This window comes from Chryseobacterium sp. BIGb0232 (assembly GCF_024810195.1).
In the GTDB taxonomy this organism is placed as follows: Bacteria; Bacteroidota; Bacteroidia; order Flavobacteriales; family Weeksellaceae; genus Chryseobacterium; species Chryseobacterium pennae.
This window is the reverse complement of record NZ_JANUEH010000011.1, coordinates 110582-130248: the sequence shown is the minus strand read 5'-3', so window position 1 is coordinate 130248 and position 19667 is coordinate 110582. Positions and strand designations below refer to the sequence as shown.

The following is a 19667-nucleotide window of genomic DNA, read 5'->3' as shown; positions in this document are numbered from 1 at the left end:
TAAGATTTCATTTTGGGGCGGGAGTAAACTTTTAAATAAGATTGAGATTTGTGAAGACTGTAAATCCAAAATGAATAAAATATATCGTGAATTTTCTTTATACAGCAATGAATTTAGCCTTTATCAGGTCAGGACTTTGTTAAAAAAAGAATCTCAATTTGAAGAATTCAAAACCGTATTATTCAGGATCAATCCAAGCCTTTCTGATTATTCAGATATAGCATTACGAAAGATTTTTAGAATGGTCAATGATGAACGGTTTATTCACGGAATATTTGGGAAACACGATCAGCGAGGATATGGAACACTTATTTCAACCGATAAAAGATTGATTTTCATTGATGCCGGAAATGATTTTAGTTTTGTATTTAAGGAAATTATTTCTCTTAAAAATATTACATCCATTGATTTTTCATCTTCAAATAATTTAATAACAATAAGTACTTCTGAAAAGAATATTATTGTTGGGTCTGAAAATCAAGGATATGGAGCTGATTTCTGTGAAGCAGTCCAACAGCTTTTGGGTAATTCTGATGAGACAAAACCTCAGGAACAATCAGCATCAGGAATTTTGGATATGATAGAAAGGTTCGGAAAATTGAAAGAAAACGGTATTCTTACCCATGAAGAATTTACTGATCAAAAGAAAAAATTACTGGATAAATTATAATTCCCCTGAAATCCATATAAGAAATAATCAGCCACAAAAATATTTTTGTGGCTGATTTACTTGATGAATCATAAGTTTTGAATACTTTGCCCTCCAGAATCGGTTTAGAATTTGTAATTTGGGGCGATTAATAGAACAGTAGAATTACCTTCTACCTATATGAAACTTTTAAACATAAAAACCAAATGAATACTATTTGTGCATTGTGCGGAACTCCGCTGACGTCTACGGATATGCTTGTTGGAAAAAATAAACTTGCAGATGGCGGCTATTTGTGTGCTGAATGTTTTAATAAAGCCATTACAATCAATAGAGATCTTATCAATAATTTGCATCAGTTTTATTTTGCTGAAATAACAGGAATGTTCCTTAAAAGTAAAATTGATGGGAGCCAGAGTCCGGGAACTCCATCTTCAGGAACAGGCAACTATGAATATGATGCTCCCACCAGATTAGACGAAATAAAAGATCAGATTGTAGCGCTGAAAGCGAGATTGAGCGTTTTAGCCAATGAAGAAGTAAATGAACTGGATAAAGTCCTGGATCCAAATGAACGATTGATTGCCATTGCAGAATGTATCAATCTTCGTAATAACAGGGAAGGAATTATTTTCTCAACCCAATGGAGAGTGATTTTCATGGATAAAAAATTCTTGGGTGGTGTGGTAAAAAATGAATATACCCATAAAGATATTACCGCTCTGGATCAGGTTGAAAACCTTCTATATTCAGTATTAAGAGTAAATACAAGCGGTGGTGCTGTAGAGTTTAAACTGCATAATAAAAGTGATGGCAGATCATTCTGTGATATCGTAAACGGTCAGATCAGAGGATCCGAAAGACAAACATTTCAGAAACCGTCACAACCACAGTCATTTTATCAAAATACTCCAAGCCCAGCACCTCAAAATTCATCCAATATTCCAAAAGGATCTACAGAAGATATTTTTGAACAATTGGAAAAGCTTGGTAAGCTAAGGCAGATGGGCGTTTTAAGTGAGGAAGAGTTCTCATTACAGAAAGCAAAACTATTGGAAAGACTTTAAAAAAGATAAGTTAATCCAAAAAAATATCCTTATTTGTAATTGGGATGGATACAAAACAGAACAATAGGAATTGTCTGCTCTGATGTAAAAACTTTTAAACATAAAACTAGAATGAACACGAATTGTGCTCTTTGTGGAACCCCATTAAGCCTTATGGATACCGTTCTGGGTGAGAATAAGCTCTCAGATGGTGGACTCTTATGTAATAAATGTCTGAATAAAGCAACGGCTATTAATAAAGATCTGGTGCACAGTCTTATGAATTACACTTTGGCGGAGATCAGAGACTTGACTTGGGGTGAAAGTATTGAAGAAGTAGAGGAAATTGAGGAAGAAACTGTAGTAGAGACTTCAGTGTCCCATACCAGCATAACATTTTCCCATACGACTGTGCGATTTTCCATTGACAAAACAAAGCCTACAAGATCTGACGAAATTCAAGAACAGATTCTTGCTTTAAATACTAAACTCAGTTCTTCTGTGAATGATGAAGTAGATGAGCTTGTGAAGGTTCTGGATACAGATGAAAAAATTGTTGCAATTGCTGATGCCAGGTATTTACACAATAATACGAATGGCCTTCTGTTAGCAACACAACGTAAAGTGCTTTTTCTTAATAGGAAGTTTTTTGGAAACATATATAAGAAGGAATTTCCACATCAAAATATTAATACTGTATTGGATGATACAAGGGAAAAAGATTCTTCACTAAAGATATTAACGAACGGACCTACGGCTGATTTTATTCTTGATGGCAGTAATTCAGCGGAACTATTTTGTAAAGCAATAGAAAGGTATATAAAAAGTTCAGAAAACAGAGAAAAACAACAGTTAACTCAACCTGAATTAAAGGCTTCTGCATTTCAGCCATCTCAACCGATACAGGAAGAAGATCCGTCAGTAGTTTTTGATAAGCTCGAAAAATTAGGCAGATTAAGAGACAATGGAATTTTAACAGATGATGAATTTGCAGAACAGAAGAAAAAACTGCTGGATAAATTATAAAAAATAAAAGAATGAGTAATATTTGTTCATTGTGTAATACAGAATTAACCTCTATGGATAAGCTTTTGGGAGAAAATAAACTTTCAGATGGCGGAGTATTATGCAATAAATGTTTAGATAAAATAAGTTACATCAATCAGGAGGTGCTGTATAACCTTAATCAGTTCAATATTGATGATATTCAGAGGATCATTCAAAATAAAAATACAGAACAGAATCCGCCTGCTGTAATACAGGAAAACCTCCCCATGGCTATGGAGGAAGAGCCTCAGGATATTTCTAAGGAAGTATATAAAATAAGAAAACAGAAGATAAAAGCAGAGCTGGAAAAGCTTAATGCCAGTCTTTCCGTATTTACCAAAGGTGAGATTAAAGAACTTCCTTATCTGATTTCTGAAGATGAGAAGATCGTTGGTATTACAGATGCTCAGTTTGTGAATACCCTGGCTGCAGGAATATTGGTGGCAACCTCCAAAAGAATGATCTCTGTTTCAAAAGCAATGTTTGGAGATGCTAAAATCAATGATTATCCTAATGAAACCATCAGGTCTGTAAGTTTTGTAACAGATCCAAGATCTCCTGTCATTAAACTCCATCTGGATGAAAGAGTGGTAGAGTTTGAATGTTTTATGGATAAAGAAGATGCAGAGAAGTTCTACGGTATCATAAGTCCTATTTATAACAATCCGGTACAGCAATCTCAGCCGGAGGCTAGTCCTGTAAATACCAATATGGATACAGCTGTAAGCGCAGCACGCTCCCTTGAAATTCTCGAACAGTTGGAAAAACTGGGTAAATTGAGAGAAGGTGGTATTCTTACCGATACCGAGTTTACAGAACAAAAAAGAAAATTATTAGAACAATTAAAATAAAAATTGTTTACCCCAAATCATGAAGGATAAAACGGAAATCGTAAAAAGCTGGCTTAAAGGATGGTGCTTATCAAGAGAAGTAGCCTTTCCTGTGCAATATAAGTCTGGATTTAATGTATTCGTAGGAGATGAAAAACAAAAAGAGCGTTACGTATTTCCTAACCTTAATGAAGACTTTTTTCAGCTTGCCCGGTCAATTGATGAACCCTGGGTTTATCTGAAAGTAAGTACCTCTCCTGATCAGTTTATAGGAAGTATTCCTGAAAAATGGCAGCTGCAGGCACAGGGATATCTGATGACTTGTTTTCATCCTATGATTTTTCCGGAAATCAGTCTGGCTGAAGGATATCATCTGGAATTTTCAGAATACAATACAACATTTGTTGTAAGAATTGTAGCGGAAAATGGGGAGCAGGCTTCAATAGGGCGTGTATCTTTAATAGATGATGCTGCTGTTTATGACAGAATCATTACCGAAATACAACATCAAAGGAAAGGGTTGGCGTCATTTTTACTGAAAGAGCTGGAGAAGATCGCTTTATTGAAAGGGTTTCATAATAATCTTTTGGTAGCTACAGAAGAAGGGAAGCTATTATATGAAAATTTAGGCTGGAAAGTGTATGCTTTGCATTCCTCTATTGTTATTCCTTCTAAAGATTAATATTTTTATTGAATTAAAAGAGTAGTAATTTAGACTTATAAAGTATAACCATGGGATCAAGACTTGACGAAATAAAAGAAGAACTAGAAAAACTGGATATCAATCCTACCATATTTGCCAGAAAAGAGATTCGTGCTTTGCCGGATATTCTTTCAGCGGATGAAAAAATTGTTTACCTCGTTGAAGGTAGAAATAAAATAAACAACCATCATATCATTTTAGCAGCTACAGACAGAAGATTGATCTTTGTAGATAAGGAATTCATGTATGGATTAACCGTACAGGATTATTCCTATACTAAAATAAGCTCTATACAATATGAAACTGCAGTAATGTTGGCCTCTATAGATATTCAGGTTACAGATGATGTCGTAGAGATTGATGGGGTAGGAAGATACCATGCTGAGCTGTTTTGTGAAAAGGTAAGAGACTTCATGTCCCGTCCCAAAGAAAGTTTCCATAAGGCCGAACCTACTTCTTTAGATGAGTTGGAACAATTGGGACGATTAAAAGAAAGCGGAATTTTGAGTGAAGAAGAATTCAATGAACAAAAGAAAAAAATTATGGACAAATTATGATAAAAGAAGTTGTTTTTAGAGCATTAAACTGGAGATGGTATTTTACCTCTTTAATCTCATTATTTATAGGTGTTTTCTGCTGGTTATTGATCCTTATTTTACCTATTAGCAGTTTTACATGGAATTTTTTCACGGCCATCCCATTTCTGGTTGTGGTAGTAAGCTTTCTATTGGGAATTTCGAGGATGTTCAAAAAAGATGAATTTAAAAACGGTCTTTGGCAATGTTTTTTAAGCATTATTATCCTTTCTATCCTTGGTATACTGTTTGGTCTTTACCCGCCTAAAAGTCCTTATAAGCCTTATAATAATGATATTAAAAACCCAAAGAATGCAAAGTTTTCAATGCCTTTAAAGATATTTTCAGATGAAAAAGAACTCGTAGAGGTTACTCAACCTGATATCCTTATCTATGATTACTTACAGCCGGGAACTTATAAATACGATGTTTTTCTTAATAAAACAGAAAAAGGGAAAGTGTATTTAAAAGTATATGATTTCAATACCAACAGGATTCTTTCTGAAAAAGAAATTAAAAAAGAATCAATGAGAGTTGTCTTTAATCCCAATGATGAATTGAAAGAATTTTCAAGTGGTAATGATGGTTTTACAGTGAAAGAAGGAGATTGGGGAGATTATTATGGAAGCAGGATCGAAGTTTGGTTTAAACCGGATAATTCCAACGAGTCTGAAAGAAAATTAGTGGAAAAAAATTATATTATTCAGGGAAATTAAAATTTTTCTCCTATATAAACAAAAAGTCATCGCAAACTACTACGATGACTTTTTCTATATATGAATGTTAAAAAAAACTACTGTCTGTTTTTAGTTTAAAGAATCTTCGGCTTTTGTTTTTACCTCGTCTACTTTATTTTGAACCTGAGAAGCAACATCATTCGCTTTGCTCTTAAGGTCATTTCCCCATTTGTTAAGATTATCCTTTGCCGTATTTAGCTTATCTTTTACCGCTTGTTGATCTTCAGGGCTTGAATTCTTATATTTCCAATAAGCCAAAGCACCTAATCCTAGTAAAGCTAATACACCTTTTGTTTTGTTTCCCATGATTTCTATTTTTAAAAGATATTAATATTAAAATTTGTTATTAATACTTATGTAAAATACGTGCCAAAAAATTAAGTTGAATGATAAAAAAATGTTAAAATTAAGAAAAGATATCAAAATTTTCTCCGTCAAAACTGGTGAAAACCATAGTAGGATAGGAGTCCTGATGATAGATATTTCCATCTTTATCAATGGCAATAGCACCCGCAAATCCGTCAATCATTTTAAGTTCGTCAAAAGTTTTAGTGAAAGCTGCTTCAAGGCTCATCCCATCCGTTACGCGGGTAACAATTTTTGCAGAAGTAGCGTTGCTTACAATATCTTCACCTACTCCTGTACAGCTTACTGCACAGAAAGCATTGGCATAATTTCCGGCCACAGTGGCAGAGTCTGAAATCCTTCCCGGAATCTCAAAACCTTTTCCCCCTGTAGAAGTAGCAACAGCCAGTTTTCCATCCTTATCGATGGCTACACAGCCTACCGTACCCTTCCCGCCGTTGCCAAGCTTCGCTTCGTATTCTTTTCTTCTCTGTGGAATTTCCGTGGAAAAATTTTCAAATCCGTGTTCTGTAGCATATATTTTTGCGCCATGTCCGCCTAAAACCCTGTCATCTTCTCCGATGAGGTTCTTTGCCACAAAAATAGGGTTCTTCACATCCTGAATATTGATAACACCGCTTAGTTTTTGCGTTTCACCATTCATGATGGCTGCACTCATACGGATGATACCATCACTTTGAATTTGCGAACCTATTCCTGCGTTGTATAGAGGATCATCTTCCAGCAAAGAAACTGCATAGGCCACTGTATCAAAAGCAGAATGCGTCTGAAGATAGTCAAAGGCTCTTTGAGCAATTTCCTTTAAAGAGTTTTGTTTCGCTGTTTTTACTTCATGGCTTTGGTCACTTTCCGAAAAAAAACCGCCGTGGATGATGAGTTTCATAAATAAAGTTTAGTTTTTAAATTATTATTTGTCCTGGAATGGTACTGTTCTTCTGAAATGAACCCTTAATTCCTGACAGAGTTTCGAAATACTTTCCAGATTGTGCTTTTCAATAATTATCAGCTGTAGTTCATCGGAATAGCTATCTGCAAGCTCAATAACTTCCAATGGGGGTTCTTCCTGATTAAGCTTAGGCTGTAACCATACAAAATAATCCGGTGCATATCTTATCCCTGCCGGGAAGTCTCCTAGCGCATTATTCAAGCTTTCATCAATGAGTTCATGAACTTCATCTATTTTATCTCCGCGGATCAGGAAATTAAAAAGTTCATTGGTCACAGAAAACTCAAATGCTCCATCCTCGTCGCCTTCAATTACCCATTCTGCTTCATTATTGGCTATATATTGATCCGGATTGGTATAGCAAAAAGAACAGTTCGAAATGATTTCTTCTTTATTGCTGATGTCATAACCTTCCAGAAGAAGATTTATAAGCTGTTCAATTTTTTCTTCTGCCATTTAGCGTTTATTTAAAAACTAAAATAAGAATAACTTTCGAATTGAACTTTTAAAACTATTTGTCCTGAGGAATTGGATTGAATTGTGAATTTTCAATGGTAAGAGCTTTGGTCGTAAGATCATAATGATCATTCATAGACATTACGTGAACCGTTAAATTATCAATAGAGATAGGCTCTCCAAGGTTAATATTGGTAAGGTTAGTATCCTTAATAAATCTTCCGTCTACCAGAATCACCAGCCCGGAACCTACAGCGGTCATCACATCGTTATGAATGAAAAGTCCAGTATCTTCCCCAAGGCCAATTCCCAGTGTTCTTGGATTATTCACCACAGCCTGGAAAAGACGCCCGATTCTGCCTCTTTGTACAAAATGGGTATCAATGATAACATTATCAATTAATCCCAACCCTTGTGTTGTTTTAATTTCTCCCTTTAATAAAGCTTCAGAGCTGCTTCCCTGATAAATCATATTTTCAGAAGCTGCTGCAGCACCTGCTGAAGTTCCGGAATAAATAAAGTCCTGTTCCTGATATTTCAATAAAATGGTATCGTGAAATCTGGTTCCTCCAAGAATAGAGGTTAGTCTCAGCTGATCTCCTCCTGTAAACATCATGACGTCTGCAGCATTTGCTCTGGCTACCATGGCGTCAGAGTTGGCTTCTTCACGGTTATGAATATCAAGAACATTTACATTTTTAGCACCCAGAAATTCAAATGCTTTTTTGTATTCAGAACCTACAATCTGAGGAATTTGAGAGGCTGTTGTTACGATTTCAATGACAGAATCTTCCTTGTATTTAGATTCGTTGATGATCTTTCGCAGAATCCCCCGCTCAAAAAAGTTAAGATTCTTTTCAATATTCTGATCGTAGTCGGTTTCTGCAAAACTTCCTTTATTTACAGCTCCTCCGATTACTATTAATTTTCCAGTAGGTTTAGTCATGGTACAAAATTAAAAAATAATTAACATATTTGGCGAATTTCGTGCCATCTTTAGTTGATTTTTAATGATTTAGAAATGTGAATAAAAATTATTTTTTTTTTGATAAATCTTCAAGTGTGCTATAGTTTCGTTTAGGGTTTTATATTATATTTGATTATAAAATAAGTTATTATTAACTGTTAAAATGCCAATAGACTATGAAAATCGAAAAGATTCAGGCACTACGCGGTCCTAATATCTGGAGTATCAGAAGAAAGAAGCTGATACAGATGAGGTTGGACCTTGAGGAAATGGAGAATTATCCTACCAATAAAATAGATGGATTCAGGGAAAGAATTGAAAAATTAATCCCGTCACTGATTACCCATAGGTGTTCAGAAGGAGTGGAAGGTGGTTTTTTCCATAGGGTGGAAACTGGAACCTGGATGGGACATGTCATTGAGCATATTGCTTTGGAAATACAGACCCTGGCGGGGATGGATGTTGGCTTTGGAAGAACCCGGGAAACCAAATCACCGGGAGTGTATAATGTGGTATTCAATTACCTTGAAGAAAATGTAGGAATTTATGCTGCTGAAGAAGCCGTAAAGATTGCAGAAACATTAATTGAAGGAAAAGATTATGACCTGAATGCCTGTATTCAAAAGTTAAAAGAGATCAGGGAGCGTGTTCGTTTGGGGCCATCAACCGGAAGTATTGTAGAAGAAGCTGTTTCCAGAAAAATACCATGGATCAGATTGGGAACAAATTCATTGGTGCAGCTTGGATATGGGGTCAACCAACAGCGTTTTCAAGCCACAATTACAGGAAAGACAAGTTCTATTGCAGTAGATATTGCCTGTAATAAAGAATTAACCAAAAGAATGCTTCATGATGCAGCCATTCCGGTACCCATCGGTGATCTTATTGTAGATGAAGAAGGTTTACATACAGTAATCAAAAGAATAGGATATCCAATTGTTTTAAAACCTTTGGATGGAAATCATGGAAAAGGATCATCCATCAATGTCAATGATTGGGAGGCTGCTAAAACAGGGCTGGAACACGCCCAGAAATATTCCAGAAAAGTAATCGTTGAAAAATACATTACAGGTTATGATTTCAGGGTTTTGGTGATCGATAATAAAATGGTGGCTGCAGCAAGAAGAGTTCCTGCTCACATCGTTGGAGATGGAGAACTGAATATCCAGCAGCTTATAGATAAAGAGAATAAAGATCCGCGAAGAGGCTATGGTCACGAAAATGTCCTGACCGAAATTGAAGTGGATAAAGATACTCTGGAATTGCTTGAAAAACTTCAATATACCCTGGAAACTATTCCGCAAAAGGGAGAAATTGTTTACCTGAAGTCTACCGCTAATCTTTCTACGGGAGGAACTTCAATTGATGTGACCGATATGGTACATCCGGAAAATATCACAATGGCAGAAAGAATATCCAAGATTATTGGCCTTGATGTCTGTGGGATTGATATTATGGCAGAAAACCTTACACAGCCATTAAAAGAAAGTGGCGGAGCCATTATAGAAGTTAATGCTGCTCCCGGATTCAGAATGCATCTGGCTCCAAGTGAAGGGCTACCAAGAAACGTTGCAGCTCCGGTTGTCGATATGTTATATCCACAGGGAAAACCTTTCACTATTCCGATTATTGCAGTCACAGGTACAAACGGGAAGACAACCACAACAAGACTGATCTCGCATATTGTAAAAAGCAATGGATACAGAGTAGGGTTTACTACTTCAGATGGAATTTATATCCAGAATACCATGTTGTCAAAAGGGGATACTACAGGTCCGCTTTCAGCAGAATTTATTTTAAAGGATCCTACCGTGGAATTTGCAGTTTTGGAGACTGCCAGAGGAGGGATTCTTCGTTCGGGATTAGGATACTCGCAGTGTGATATTGGGGTTTTAACCAATATTGAGGAGGATCATTTGGGAATGAATGATATTCACAACTTAAGAGACCTTACCAAAGTAAAGCGGGTAGTATTAGACAGTGTGAAGAAGACAGGATGGAGCGTTCTAAATGCAGACAATAAATATTCTATGAAAATTGTAAACGATCTTGATTGTAACGTTGCAATTTTCAGTATGGATGAAAACAACCCGCATATTGTAAAATTTGCCAAAGAGGGAAGAATCACCTGTGTTTATGAAGAAGGATTTGTAACCATCAAAAAAGGCGACTGGAAGATCAGAATCGGTAAAGCAAAAGATTTCCCGATTACGATGGAAGGAAAAGCGAGGTTCATGATTGAAAACGTATTGGCAGCCAGTTTAGCAAGTTACCTTCATGGATTTGGGATTGAAGATATTTCCAATTCATTAAGAACCTTTATTCCAAGTGCACAGCTTACCCCGGGAAGATTAAATGTCTTTAAGTTTAAAAGCTTTAAAGTGTTGATTGATTTTGCCCACAATCCATCCGGATATGAAGCCATTGAAGATTATCTTAAAAATGTTGAGGCAACAAAGAAAATAGGAATTATTTCCGGTGTTGGAGACAGAAGAGATAGTGACATCAGAGAATGCGGAAAGATTGCAGGAAGAATGTTTGATCATATCATCATCCGAAATGAAAAACATCTTCGTGGGAGAACAGAAGAGGAAATCAACGGATTGATTATCGAAGGAATGCAGTCTTCAGGAAAAGATGTCAGCTACGAAATTATTCCTAAAGAAATTGAAGCATTGAAGCATGCCATGGGCATGGCTGAAGACGGAACATTTATTACCGCTTTAAGTGACGTAATTTCCAATGCTATTGATCTTGTTCAGGAATATCAGGCAAGAGAGCTGCTGGAAGACGATAAAAACGGATAAATAAAATTTTTATAAGCTTATTAAAATTGCAATACGAAATCTATAAAACGTATTGCAATTTTTTTTATACCATAGTATAGAGTATAGAGATGCTTTTTAAGAGGGAAAGTATTTTTAACTTTTCTTTAAAAGTGATAAAAAATAAAAATTATTAACTTGCCATACGATCAGTTTTTATGAAAAAGGTATTCTTTATTTTCTTTCTTTACTTTTCTATACAGTCTTATTCTCAAAACTATACCCCGGCAAAGTTAGATAGTATTACGAGTATTTATAAAAATAAAGGAGAGTATGAAAAGGTATTTCAATATAATATAGCTGCACTTCGATATTATAAAGAACATGATAATCCCGAAGGCAGTGCTTTAGCTAATATTAATATTGCCAATGCATTTTCTACATTCGATGAACACCAGAAAAGCCTTCATTATCTGGATGAAGCAAGAAAGCAGCTTAAACATATTAGCAACAATGGGCTGAATGCCAGATTATGCAATGAAATTGCCAGAAATTATGCTTTTCTTGGTCTTTATAACCAATCCAATATTCAGTTGAACCAATCTGTAAAATATCTTAAACGTGCTCCTGATACAAAAGAGAACAAGAATTCTTTATTTTTTGTTTACCTCTGGAAGTGGTCCAATTTTGAGGATTTAAACCTTCCTGATTCTATTAATGTGATGCGCAAAAAAGGATTGAAAACCTTTCCTGATGAACCTAAAATTTATGTAAGAATTGCAGAACAGTTTTTATCACAAAAACAACAGCTGGACTCTGTTGAATATTATCTGAATAAAGCATCGCTGTTAGCCGTGAAAAATAACAGCTCTCTTCATACATATGGAGCTATTGCAACAAGACGTGGAAATTTATACACCCTGAAAAAAGAGTATACAAAAGCACTTACCTATTATCAGGAATCTTTACCCATCTATCTGAAAATAAACCGGGGTGCAGATATCATAAATACATATAAAAAGATTTATGAAACTTATCTGGCCTTACATGATATTCCAAAAGCGAATGAATATCTGACAAAATATACTCAACTCAATGATAGTATTCAATCCGGGGAAAGAAAAGCAGTTGCTTCTGTGATTAATAATCTGGCTATTGAGCAGGAAAAAGAAAGGAATGACCTCTATGTCATTATTTCTGCAATTGCGGGCATTGCTGCGGTATCTCTTCTTGCTGTGTTTATGATTAGGAAACGGAATAACAACAAAAATAAAGGAAGGGATCAGCTGCTTGAAAAACAGAAAAAAATAATTGATGAAAAAACAATAGAAACAGATAAGCTGAAAAAGAAAGTAGATACTTCCATTAATGATTTATCTAAGATGGCAACATCAAATAACCCCTTTTTTATTAGCAAGTTTAAAGAAGTTTATCCGGAATTTCATGAAAGACTTATTTTACAATATCCTGAACTTACCAATCATGATATAAAGTTTATTGCTTATTTGAGGCTTAATCTTACCAATAAAGAAATCGGGCAATGTGGAAATGTGACAGTAAGAGCTGTTGAAACCAAAAAATACAGACTTAAAAAGAAGCTCGAATTACCCGCTGATGTAGATTTAGGAACCTGGGTTTTAGAGTTGTAATAAAAAATACCTCAACTCTTGCTGAGGTATTTTCAATTCATTATAAACTCATATTCTTTTCTACATAAGATAAAATTTTATACGCAATGTCAATCCTTTCAGAATTAGGATAATTTTTATTGGCAAGAATTACAATTCCAATTTTTTTTGAAGGAACATACATTACATAGGATGCGAAACCATTGGTAGCTCCTGTTTTATTTATCAGCACATCAGTTTGTGGTTTTTGATGGGGTATTATTTCACTTACAGGATTGGGTTTATAGATCAGGTCATAGGAATTTCCTTTTTGAAGCTGTTCCAATGTTACCGGATAATTATATTGTTCCCAGATAAGGTCCTGAGTCATTTCTGAAGTGTTAAAATAACCGGTATGGGTCTTCATTAACGCCGCAGATAACTTACTGTCTATTTTTCCAATTCCCATATTGGCATCTACAAATTTGATCATATCCTGTGTACATGATTTTACCCCATATGCCTCATCAGCCAAAACTCCTGGATTTAAGCGTATCGGTTTGTCATTATTATCATAACCCCATGCGTAATCATTCATGTTTTTGGCAGGGATTTTATAAAATGTATTATTTAAACTCATTTTTGCAAATACATTTTCAGTCATGGCTGCTGTGAAGGGCTGTTGCATTGTTCTCCCGGCGATAACCCCCAATAAACCTATACTTGGATTGGTATACATTCTTTGAGTACCTGCTGGATAATCGGGTTTCCAATTTTTATAGTACTCGATAAGCTGTTTGTTATTGGTGACTTCATCAGGCAGCTGCAAAGTGAATCCACCTGCAGTATGTGTTCCCAGATTGTACAGTTTTATATGATCAAAAGCTGTGTTTTTGAGTTCAGGCATATACTTACTCACGGGATCAGAAAAATTAAGCGTTCCGTTAACCTGTGATAAACTAGCTAGGGTAGCCGTGAATGTTTTACTTACGGACCCCAGTTCAAATAAGGTTTTATTGGTAATTTCTATATGGTTTTCTTTTGAAGCTAATCCGTAATTGAAAAATGTATGTTTACCCTTTACACTTACAGCAATACTTATACCTGGAATTTTATTTTTTTCCATGACAGGTTTTACCAAAGTATTTAAATAGTTAGTAAAGCCTGACGTATTTTCTTTTTTTGAATGAGTGCAGTTTGATAAAAAGGATAGACATAATACCGCAACAGATATACTTTTTAAACTTTGCATATTTTAAGATTTTATAATTGAACTTTTTACTAATACTTATTTCGAAAAATTGTTTAGCAAAAGTAAAAGAAATTTGCAGATAAAGCTTTACTACAATTCTACTACAATAATTTAAGTTGTTTAAAATCAGTGCTATGTGGATTGTGAAGAAGAGCTTTTGAAACGCGTATAAATAATATTACAGAACCATTTGAAGTGATTTTATCAGAGTTTTATCCTAAAAAGGACAGGTTTTTTTGTGAAAAATAATCGGCTGAACCAAAGGTTCAGCCGATTATTTTTATTGCATTTAAAATGTATTGATCTGTTAGATAGTCGTACTCAATGAATTTTTATCCTTCCGCAAAAAAAGCATTAGAGTTTCCAATACAGATAGCATCTTTCTTATTGAAATCTACATTTACCATGGCTGCCTTTGTCATTCTTCCCAGATTTTCCAGAAGGATAGGGCGTTCATCATTTTCTTTCCAGATATACAATAAACGGATCTCTGTTTTTGAAAACTGACCATTAATATCTTCAATAGCATCAGTGATTTAATTTACATCTTCAGTAATATTTTTGCTTGGTGAAGTACTGCATACTGATCTTCGGAAAATGTTAGAAAGTACTTCGTTTGCCAGTCCTGCGTTTTTTGAGCCTGTTTACTTTCTGTTTTATCCCAGACCGGGTAAACTCGGATTCCCCGTTTTCCTATCTTTTTTCCATGAGATAGAATTCCTTTTTCCGCTAAAATATGCGTAGGGAAAATAAATATCCCTGAAAGATTTTTTTTAAAAGCTGCAACGAGATAAAAGTCAATGTCATCTGTACTATTGAAAGGAGCAGTTTCTCCATTTTCATTTCTTTTCCAGATCGTTACGAACTGACCTGTTTTCGTAGGGGTTATTTTGGAAATACGGAACTTTATTTTCCAGTCATTCAAAGTAAGGTTAAAACCTGAATATTCTTTGCATTCTAATTCTTCTTCTACATTTGAGCAGCTGAATCCAAGAGGGTGAAACAGTTGTTCTTCTATGGTCTTTAAATTCAAGATTTTATATGTTTAAAGTTCAAGGTTCAAGGTTTAAAGTTGGTTTCCATAATTATATTTCAGATAATCTGTTATTTGATGTGTGTAGCTATATTCCACTCCTTTGGAGGGGGACCTAAGATTTGACAGGATGATTCCGTAATGTGCAATATCAACCTTTATTTATTCCTTTCCAAAAAAAGCATTAGAGCTTCCAATCCAAATGGCATCTTTCTTATTGAAATCTACATTTACCATGGCTGCCTTTGTCATTCTTCCCAGATTTTCCAGAAGGATAGGGCGTTCATCATTTTCTTTCCAGATATATAACAAACGGATTTCTGCTTTTGAAAACTCTCCATTGATATCTTCAAAAATAGGTTCATAGGTTACTTTTCTTTGCAGAATATAATTTTCTTTGTCTTCAATAGCATCTGTAATCTCCTTTGTTGGGTTTAGATTAACACCGCTTCCCGCAAATGAGAACAAGGGTTTCAGTACAAATTCTTCCAGATTTTCATTTTCCGGAAACTCATGAAGGAAATAACTTTTCGGAACAAATTGATGTTTTAATAAAGGTAAAAGAAATTTAGATATTTTAAAGAACCAGTTCGGATGAGTGATCCATTTTACATCAGCTTCTTCACGGAAATCAAATTCGGTTTTAAGATCCGGAATTCTGTCCAGTTCATCAAATATCACACGATTGTAGATTCTTTTGATTTCAACAGCCTTACCATCATTCTCATAATATAGTTTTTTGCCCTCTTTTTTTACTTTTGTCAGACAAACGGTTTTTATTCCTAATAGCTGTTCTGTCAAGACAAAATCAATAGCTGTTTTCTGTTTTTCAGGGAAAATTTCAAGAAGAATAACATTTTCAGGATTTTCATCACCCACAATCAGATCTTTTAAATGTTGTTTAAAAGTCTCATGGGGCATAGTATTGCGAATCTCTGAAAGAAAAGGATAAACTTCGCAGAAAGTATCTTCAAACGTTTTTTGGAAGGCATATAATGACGGAAAAGCCTGAAGCTCGATCAGTTGTGGTTCGATTTCTCCATTTTCACTTTTGCAGATTCCAAAATCAATGGTGAAAAAGTGAGGCTGATCTGTATCATTGGGAACCCGGCAGGTGTCTGGGACTGCTTTCTGAAGAGTCTCTGCAGGAAGCGCCTTGATCTGGTTGATGATACTTTCACTGGCATCAAGCAATTTACCTTCAAATTCTTTGGTAAGGAAAATCGGACTTTCGGAAACCCTGAAGCCTTGCTCCACACCTCCTGTTTGCGCTAAAACTTCCTTCAGCTTTTTATATTTTTCATCTGAAAACTCCTGGTTAAACTGTTTTCTGTATTTTGGGATCATATTTTTTTCTTTTGTGATGGTAAAAAAATCGAGCAGCAATGCCCGATGTTTTATAAGATGGAAGCTAGAAGCTGGAGGATGGAAGTTTTTGAAGTTGGAATTTTAAAATAAGTTCAATTTTACTTATACCTAATTAAAATAAAGAGTTTACCAGAAGTTTAATCACTATTAGTAACTTCCAGCCTCCTTCTTCCAACTTCCCAACTTTTTAAGCCAAAGACTCAACTTCTTTCAAAATGTTTTTTTTTGCGAACTGAAGAAATCTAGGAAGGATCTGGTTTCTGGTAAGGATGATTTTATCTTCATCGTCTATCCTGTCCACCGTTTCAAGATATTTTTCCATGCCGAAGTTTTCAATCATGGCTTCTCTGTTCTTATCATCTTTAAGGTTTTCGATTAAAGCCTCAGGGCTTGCTTCCGGATGAAACTGGGTTCCAAATATCTCATCAGAAAAACGAACAGCCATTACTGCTCTTTCCAGGTTGATGTGCGGACGGAATTTTTCAATTGCCATTACAGTCATTCCCAATTCTTCAAACCGATCATGATCCGGCTCAATGAACTGATACGCTCTGGAATCTACTGCATAAAAAGGATCCTGAAGATTCTTGAATAAAAATTCTTCTCTGCCTTCCTTTGTTTTGTGTACCGGCATTACCCCAAAAGAATAGGATTTTCTTTTACAGATATTTCCTAATTTCCAGTGGATACTTGCCAATTGGAAGGAATGGCAGATCAGGAAAAGATACTTCTTATCTTCACTGTATTTGTTGTGTTCAAAAACTGAATCTAAAAAATGAGCAAACCTGTTTTCCCACTCGAAACCTTCACGGTGTGGAGTACCTGGCCCCCCTGAAGAAATAAAAATATCAAAGTCTCCAATCTCCGGCATTTCATCTTTAAACCTCACATCAAATGTCTGGATAATTACATTTTCTTCAGAGTTCTGCTGAAATGTTTCAGAAATTTCTTTAATGTTTCTAAAGCCTTGATTGACATGGTTATTGTTCATGTCCAGCAGAGCAATTCGAATATCTTTCATTACATCATATTTTTTGTAAAGTTACCAAAAATATTATGAAGCAGGTTCGCCATGCGTTATGCCATACTCTGTTTCTGAGATCATATAATCCACAACCTTAGTAAGATCTCCGGTTTCCTTAAAGATCTGAAGCTGCCTGTCTGCACCGGTTCCATTTTCAAGGATTTTCCAGGCATATTCAACCTCCTGACGGCATCCTAAATCGTCTACCACATCATCAATAAATTCCAAAAGTTCTTTTAATAAAATAGGATAAGGAACAGATTCTTCTTTCCCAAAATCAATCAGATGGGACTCGATGCCGCTTTTGGAAGCACGCCATTTATTTTCATTCAATAAGAGTCTTCTGTAACTTCTGAAACTAAGGTTTTGCTGGTGAAGCTTATAAATTTTAGCCACTAAACTCTGCATAATGGCTGCAAGACATACGGTTTCATCAATTCTTAAGGGCATATCGCAAATCCTGAACTCAATGGTAGGGTAAAATGGGTGGACTCTTAAGTCCCACCAGATTTTCTTAGCATTATCGATGGTTCCTGTTTTTACCAGAAGATCAACATAGCTGTCAAACTCAGCCAATGAGTTGAAGTAACTCGGAATACCGGTTCTCGGGAATTTCACGAAAATTTCCTGTCTGTAAGATTTAAAGCCTGTATATCTTCCGATCCAGAATGGTGAATTGGTAGAAAGAGCATACACGTGTGGCAGAAAATAGCGCATTACATTCTGAATTCTTACGCCTTCCTCACGATTGGGAATTCCAATATGGACGTGAAGTCCAAAAATAAGGTTTTCACGGGCTACATCACCCATATCATCAACAATTTTGATGTATCTCTCTCCTTGAGTAATTGTATTGTCAGACCAATGAGAAAAAGGATGGGTTCCGCCACCGGAAACACGCAGTCCCTGTTCGTGAGCGGTGTTGATCAGATGTCTTCTTAAATTCGTTAATTCTGCTCTGGCTTCCTGAATATTCTGACAGATTCCGGTTTCCATCTCGATCATGGATTCGTGCATTTCGTGCTTTAGATTTTCACTCAATACCGCTTTTCCGCCTTCAATGATTTTGGATACATGAGAAATCAGATCTCTGCTTTCAACATCAATGATCTGATATTCTTCTTCGATTCCAATAGTAAACTGATGATGCATTGTCTTGTGTTTTTTTATTCTTTTTCAATATTATTTTATGGAATCTTTCACAAAGGTTCCCCAAGTGATATTTGGTTTCCCGGGAGTATATTCCTTCGCTTTTTCAATAGCCAGCTTAGCAGCATGCTCTATGATCCATGCAAAATTTTCTTCTCCTACAGAATTTCTGTCCGCATCCGGAGCAGGATTGCAGAAGTCGATAGCATAAGGAATACCATCTCTTACAGCAAATTCCACTGTATTGAAATCATATCCTAGTGCTTCATTCATTTTGATCGTATAATCATGAATGGTTTTCAATAATTTTTCAAGTTTTTTGCCTTGTGTCTGGTGAGTAGTGGCATACCTCAGGTGAGGCGCATTTCTAGGCTCATACGGCATGATGTGAACATATTTTCTACCCAGGCAATATACTCTGTAATAGTCATCGAAGATAATTTCCTCCTGAACCATCATCACCAGCTGTTCCGTTTCCCCAAGTTTGTTCCAGAGATCATCAGGGTTTTCTACTCTGTAAACGCTCTTCCAGCCGCCACCATCGTGAGGTTTCATATAGGCAGGGAATCCAACATAATTAAAAATATATTCCCAGTCATGTGGAAATTTCAGGTTTCTGAATGAAGTTTCCGAAGTATTGGTTGGTCTCTCATGAGATGGAAGCAATACAGTTTTCGGTAATGGAATTCCTAATTTGCTCATAAGGGCATTATTGAAAAATTTTTCATCAGCACTCCACCAAAACGGATTATTGATTACATAAGTTCCGTTAAGTGCTGCATTTTTCAGATAGGCTCTGTAAAAGGGAACATCCTGCGAAATTCTGTCGATGATTACTGCATAACCATAATCTGCTCCTTGTTCTAATTTGTCAATAGTAACAGGTTCAGCCACGATATCTCCACCTCCCAATTCATTTACTTTATCTATAAATGCCCAGGGAAATGTGTCTTCCATACCGAATAGAATTCCTACTTTTTTTGTCATAATTTTTGTTTTTAAATGGGTATATTTTATTTTTCAACAGAATCAGTGATTCTTCAGATTTATTAAAACTTAAGCGTTAAAACATTGATTCTCTTTTTAATTTAAAAATCGTTATTTTAAACACTTAAGCTATTTTATCAACTATTTTTTTATTTGGAGG

The 19667-nt window shown here is 35.5% G+C and carries 20 protein-coding genes; 9 read left to right on the top strand and 11 right to left on the bottom strand.

What is annotated here, in order from left to right; all coding sequences use genetic code 11:
• The first annotated feature begins 70 nt into the window (after positions 1 to 70).
• From M2372_RS20635 to M2372_RS20605, 7 genes are all read left to right on the top strand, one after another.
• On the top strand, positions 71 to 670 hold the full coding sequence (locus M2372_RS20635; protein WP_185018754.1) for a PH domain-containing protein: 600 nt from the start codon (positions 71 to 73) through the stop codon (positions 668 to 670).
• A 185-nt stretch (positions 671 to 855) separates the two neighbouring features.
• Entirely contained in the window at positions 856 to 1716 is an 861-nt protein-coding gene (locus tag M2372_RS20630) for a PH domain-containing protein (RefSeq protein WP_123318952.1), read from the top strand.
• A gap of 111 nt (positions 1717 to 1827) precedes the next feature.
• Positions 1828 to 2721 carry an SHOCT domain-containing protein gene (locus M2372_RS20625; RefSeq protein WP_148060742.1) on the top strand — a complete coding sequence of 298 codons (894 nt, stop codon included), beginning with the start codon at positions 1828 to 1830 and terminating at the stop codon, positions 2719 to 2721.
• An 11-nt stretch (positions 2722 to 2732) separates the two neighbouring features.
• A complete protein-coding gene (locus tag M2372_RS20620) occupies positions 2733 to 3593 on the top strand; it encodes a PH domain-containing protein (RefSeq protein WP_123318954.1) in 861 nt (286 codons plus the stop codon).
• Between the two features lie 19 nt (positions 3594 to 3612).
• Positions 3613 to 4254, top strand: a complete 642-nt coding sequence (locus M2372_RS20615) for a GNAT family N-acetyltransferase (RefSeq protein WP_123318955.1) — start codon at positions 3613 to 3615, stop codon at positions 4252 to 4254.
• 50 nt (positions 4255 to 4304) lie between these two features.
• A complete protein-coding gene (locus M2372_RS20610) occupies positions 4305 to 4832 on the top strand; it encodes a PH domain-containing protein (RefSeq protein ID WP_123318956.1) in 528 nt (175 codons plus the stop codon).
• A complete protein-coding gene (locus tag M2372_RS20605) occupies positions 4829 to 5566 on the top strand; it encodes a hypothetical protein (RefSeq protein WP_115973354.1) in 738 nt (245 codons plus the stop codon). Before M2372_RS20610 ends, M2372_RS20605 begins: the two co-directional genes overlap by 4 nt.
• Positions 5567 to 5656: 90 nt before the next feature.
• On the opposite strand, the gene M2372_RS20600 is transcribed toward M2372_RS20605, so the two are convergent.
• The 4 genes from M2372_RS20600 to M2372_RS20585 form a co-directional block, all read right to left on the bottom strand.
• Positions 5657 to 5893 (bottom strand): YtxH domain-containing protein, encoded by a 237-nt coding sequence (locus tag M2372_RS20600; protein ID WP_115973355.1) that lies wholly within the window; start codon positions 5891 to 5893, stop codon positions 5657 to 5659.
• Positions 5894 to 5993: 100 nt separating this feature from the next.
• Positions 5994 to 6836 (bottom strand): isoaspartyl peptidase/L-asparaginase, encoded by an 843-nt coding sequence (locus M2372_RS20595; protein ID WP_123318957.1) that lies wholly within the window; start codon positions 6834 to 6836, stop codon positions 5994 to 5996.
• Positions 6837 to 6860: 24 nt separating this feature from the next.
• Positions 6861 to 7355, bottom strand: a complete 495-nt coding sequence (locus tag M2372_RS20590; RefSeq protein WP_123318958.1) for a hypothetical protein — start codon at positions 7353 to 7355, stop codon at positions 6861 to 6863.
• A 55-nt stretch (positions 7356 to 7410) separates the two neighbouring features.
• Positions 7411 to 8301 carry a cyanophycinase gene (locus M2372_RS20585; protein ID WP_115973358.1) on the bottom strand — a complete coding sequence of 297 codons (891 nt, stop codon included), beginning with the start codon at positions 8299 to 8301 and terminating at the stop codon, positions 7411 to 7413.
• Between the two features lie 197 nt (positions 8302 to 8498).
• On the opposite strand from M2372_RS20585, the gene cphA reads away from it, so the two are divergent.
• Together cphA and M2372_RS20575 are read left to right on the top strand one after the other, a co-directional pair.
• On the top strand, positions 8499 to 11129 hold the full coding sequence (cphA, locus tag M2372_RS20580) for a cyanophycin synthetase (RefSeq protein WP_123318959.1): 2631 nt from the start codon (positions 8499 to 8501) through the stop codon (positions 11127 to 11129).
• A 176-nt stretch (positions 11130 to 11305) separates the two neighbouring features.
• On the top strand, positions 11306 to 12736 hold the full coding sequence (locus tag M2372_RS20575; protein ID WP_123318960.1) for a tetratricopeptide repeat protein: 1431 nt from the start codon (positions 11306 to 11308) through the stop codon (positions 12734 to 12736).
• 40 nt (positions 12737 to 12776) lie between these two features.
• On the opposite strand, the gene ampC is transcribed toward M2372_RS20575, so the two are convergent.
• From ampC to M2372_RS20540, 7 genes are all read right to left on the bottom strand, one after another.
• The gene (ampC, locus tag M2372_RS20570; RefSeq protein WP_123318961.1) at positions 12777 to 13946 is read right to left on the bottom strand and encodes a class C beta-lactamase; all 1170 of its coding nucleotides are present in this window, start codon (positions 13944 to 13946) and stop codon (positions 12777 to 12779) included.
• A 332-nt stretch (positions 13947 to 14278) separates the two neighbouring features.
• On the bottom strand, positions 14279 to 14425 hold the full coding sequence (locus tag M2372_RS20565; protein WP_228455668.1) for a hypothetical protein: 147 nt from the start codon (positions 14423 to 14425) through the stop codon (positions 14279 to 14281).
• Positions 14426 to 14487: 62 nt separating this feature from the next.
• Positions 14488 to 14979, bottom strand: a complete 492-nt coding sequence (locus tag M2372_RS20560; RefSeq protein WP_228455669.1) for a MepB family protein — start codon at positions 14977 to 14979, stop codon at positions 14488 to 14490.
• A 162-nt stretch (positions 14980 to 15141) separates the two neighbouring features.
• Complete coding sequence (locus M2372_RS20555) at positions 15142 to 16326, bottom strand: hypothetical protein (protein ID WP_123318963.1); 1185 nt, start codon at positions 16324 to 16326, stop codon at positions 15142 to 15144.
• 208 nt (positions 16327 to 16534) lie between these two features.
• Positions 16535 to 17368, bottom strand: a complete 834-nt coding sequence (locus M2372_RS20550; protein WP_115973364.1) for a type 1 glutamine amidotransferase — start codon at positions 17366 to 17368, stop codon at positions 16535 to 16537.
• A gap of 33 nt (positions 17369 to 17401) precedes the next feature.
• Positions 17402 to 18523, bottom strand: coding sequence for a carboxylate-amine ligase (locus tag M2372_RS20545; RefSeq protein WP_123318964.1), 1122 nt, complete (start codon positions 18521 to 18523; stop codon positions 17402 to 17404).
• A 30-nt stretch (positions 18524 to 18553) separates the two neighbouring features.
• Positions 18554 to 19507, bottom strand: coding sequence for a RimK family alpha-L-glutamate ligase (locus M2372_RS20540; protein ID WP_123318965.1), 954 nt, complete (start codon positions 19505 to 19507; stop codon positions 18554 to 18556).
• Positions 19508 to 19667 lie beyond the last annotated feature (160 nt).

Bases quoted from the DNA above. Each gene is read 5' to 3' on its own strand.
- M2372_RS20605 (WP_115973354.1), top strand. From the start codon at position 4,829: ATGATAAAAGAAGTTGTTTTTAGAGCATTAAACTGGAGATGGTATTTT.
- M2372_RS20545 (WP_123318964.1), bottom strand. From the start codon at position 18,523: ATGCATCATCAGTTTACTATTGGAATCGAAGAAGAATATCAGATCATT.
- cphA (WP_123318959.1), top strand. From the start codon at position 8,499: ATGAAAATCGAAAAGATTCAGGCACTACGCGGTCCTAATATCTGGAGT.
- M2372_RS20575 (WP_123318960.1), top strand. From the start codon at position 11,306: ATGAAAAAGGTATTCTTTATTTTCTTTCTTTACTTTTCTATACAGTCT.
- M2372_RS20550 (WP_115973364.1), bottom strand. From the start codon at position 17,368: ATGAAAGATATTCGAATTGCTCTGCTGGACATGAACAATAACCATGTC.
- M2372_RS20590 (WP_123318958.1), bottom strand. From the start codon at position 7,355: ATGGCAGAAGAAAAAATTGAACAGCTTATAAATCTTCTTCTGGAAGGT.
- M2372_RS20600 (WP_115973355.1), bottom strand. From the start codon at position 5,893: ATGGGAAACAAAACAAAAGGTGTATTAGCTTTACTAGGATTAGGTGCT.
- M2372_RS20610 (WP_123318956.1), top strand. From the start codon at position 4,305: ATGGGATCAAGACTTGACGAAATAAAAGAAGAACTAGAAAAACTGGAT.
- M2372_RS20585 (WP_115973358.1), bottom strand. From the start codon at position 8,301: ATGACTAAACCTACTGGAAAATTAATAGTAATCGGAGGAGCTGTAAAT.
- ampC (WP_123318961.1), bottom strand. From the start codon at position 13,946: ATGCAAAGTTTAAAAAGTATATCTGTTGCGGTATTATGTCTATCCTTT.
- M2372_RS20615 (WP_123318955.1), top strand. From the start codon at position 3,613: ATGAAGGATAAAACGGAAATCGTAAAAAGCTGGCTTAAAGGATGGTGC.
- M2372_RS20625 (WP_148060742.1), top strand. From the start codon at position 1,828: ATGAACACGAATTGTGCTCTTTGTGGAACCCCATTAAGCCTTATGGAT.
- M2372_RS20630 (WP_123318952.1), top strand. From the start codon at position 856: ATGAATACTATTTGTGCATTGTGCGGAACTCCGCTGACGTCTACGGAT.
- M2372_RS20595 (WP_123318957.1), bottom strand. From the start codon at position 6,836: ATGAAACTCATCATCCACGGCGGTTTTTTTTCGGAAAGTGACCAAAGC.
- M2372_RS20540 (WP_123318965.1), bottom strand. From the start codon at position 19,507: ATGACAAAAAAAGTAGGAATTCTATTCGGTATGGAAGACACATTTCCC.
- M2372_RS20635 (WP_185018754.1), top strand. From the start codon at position 71: ATGAATAAAATATATCGTGAATTTTCTTTATACAGCAATGAATTTAGC.
- M2372_RS20555 (WP_123318963.1), bottom strand. From the start codon at position 16,326: ATGATCCCAAAATACAGAAAACAGTTTAACCAGGAGTTTTCAGATGAA.
- M2372_RS20620 (WP_123318954.1), top strand. From the start codon at position 2,733: ATGAGTAATATTTGTTCATTGTGTAATACAGAATTAACCTCTATGGAT.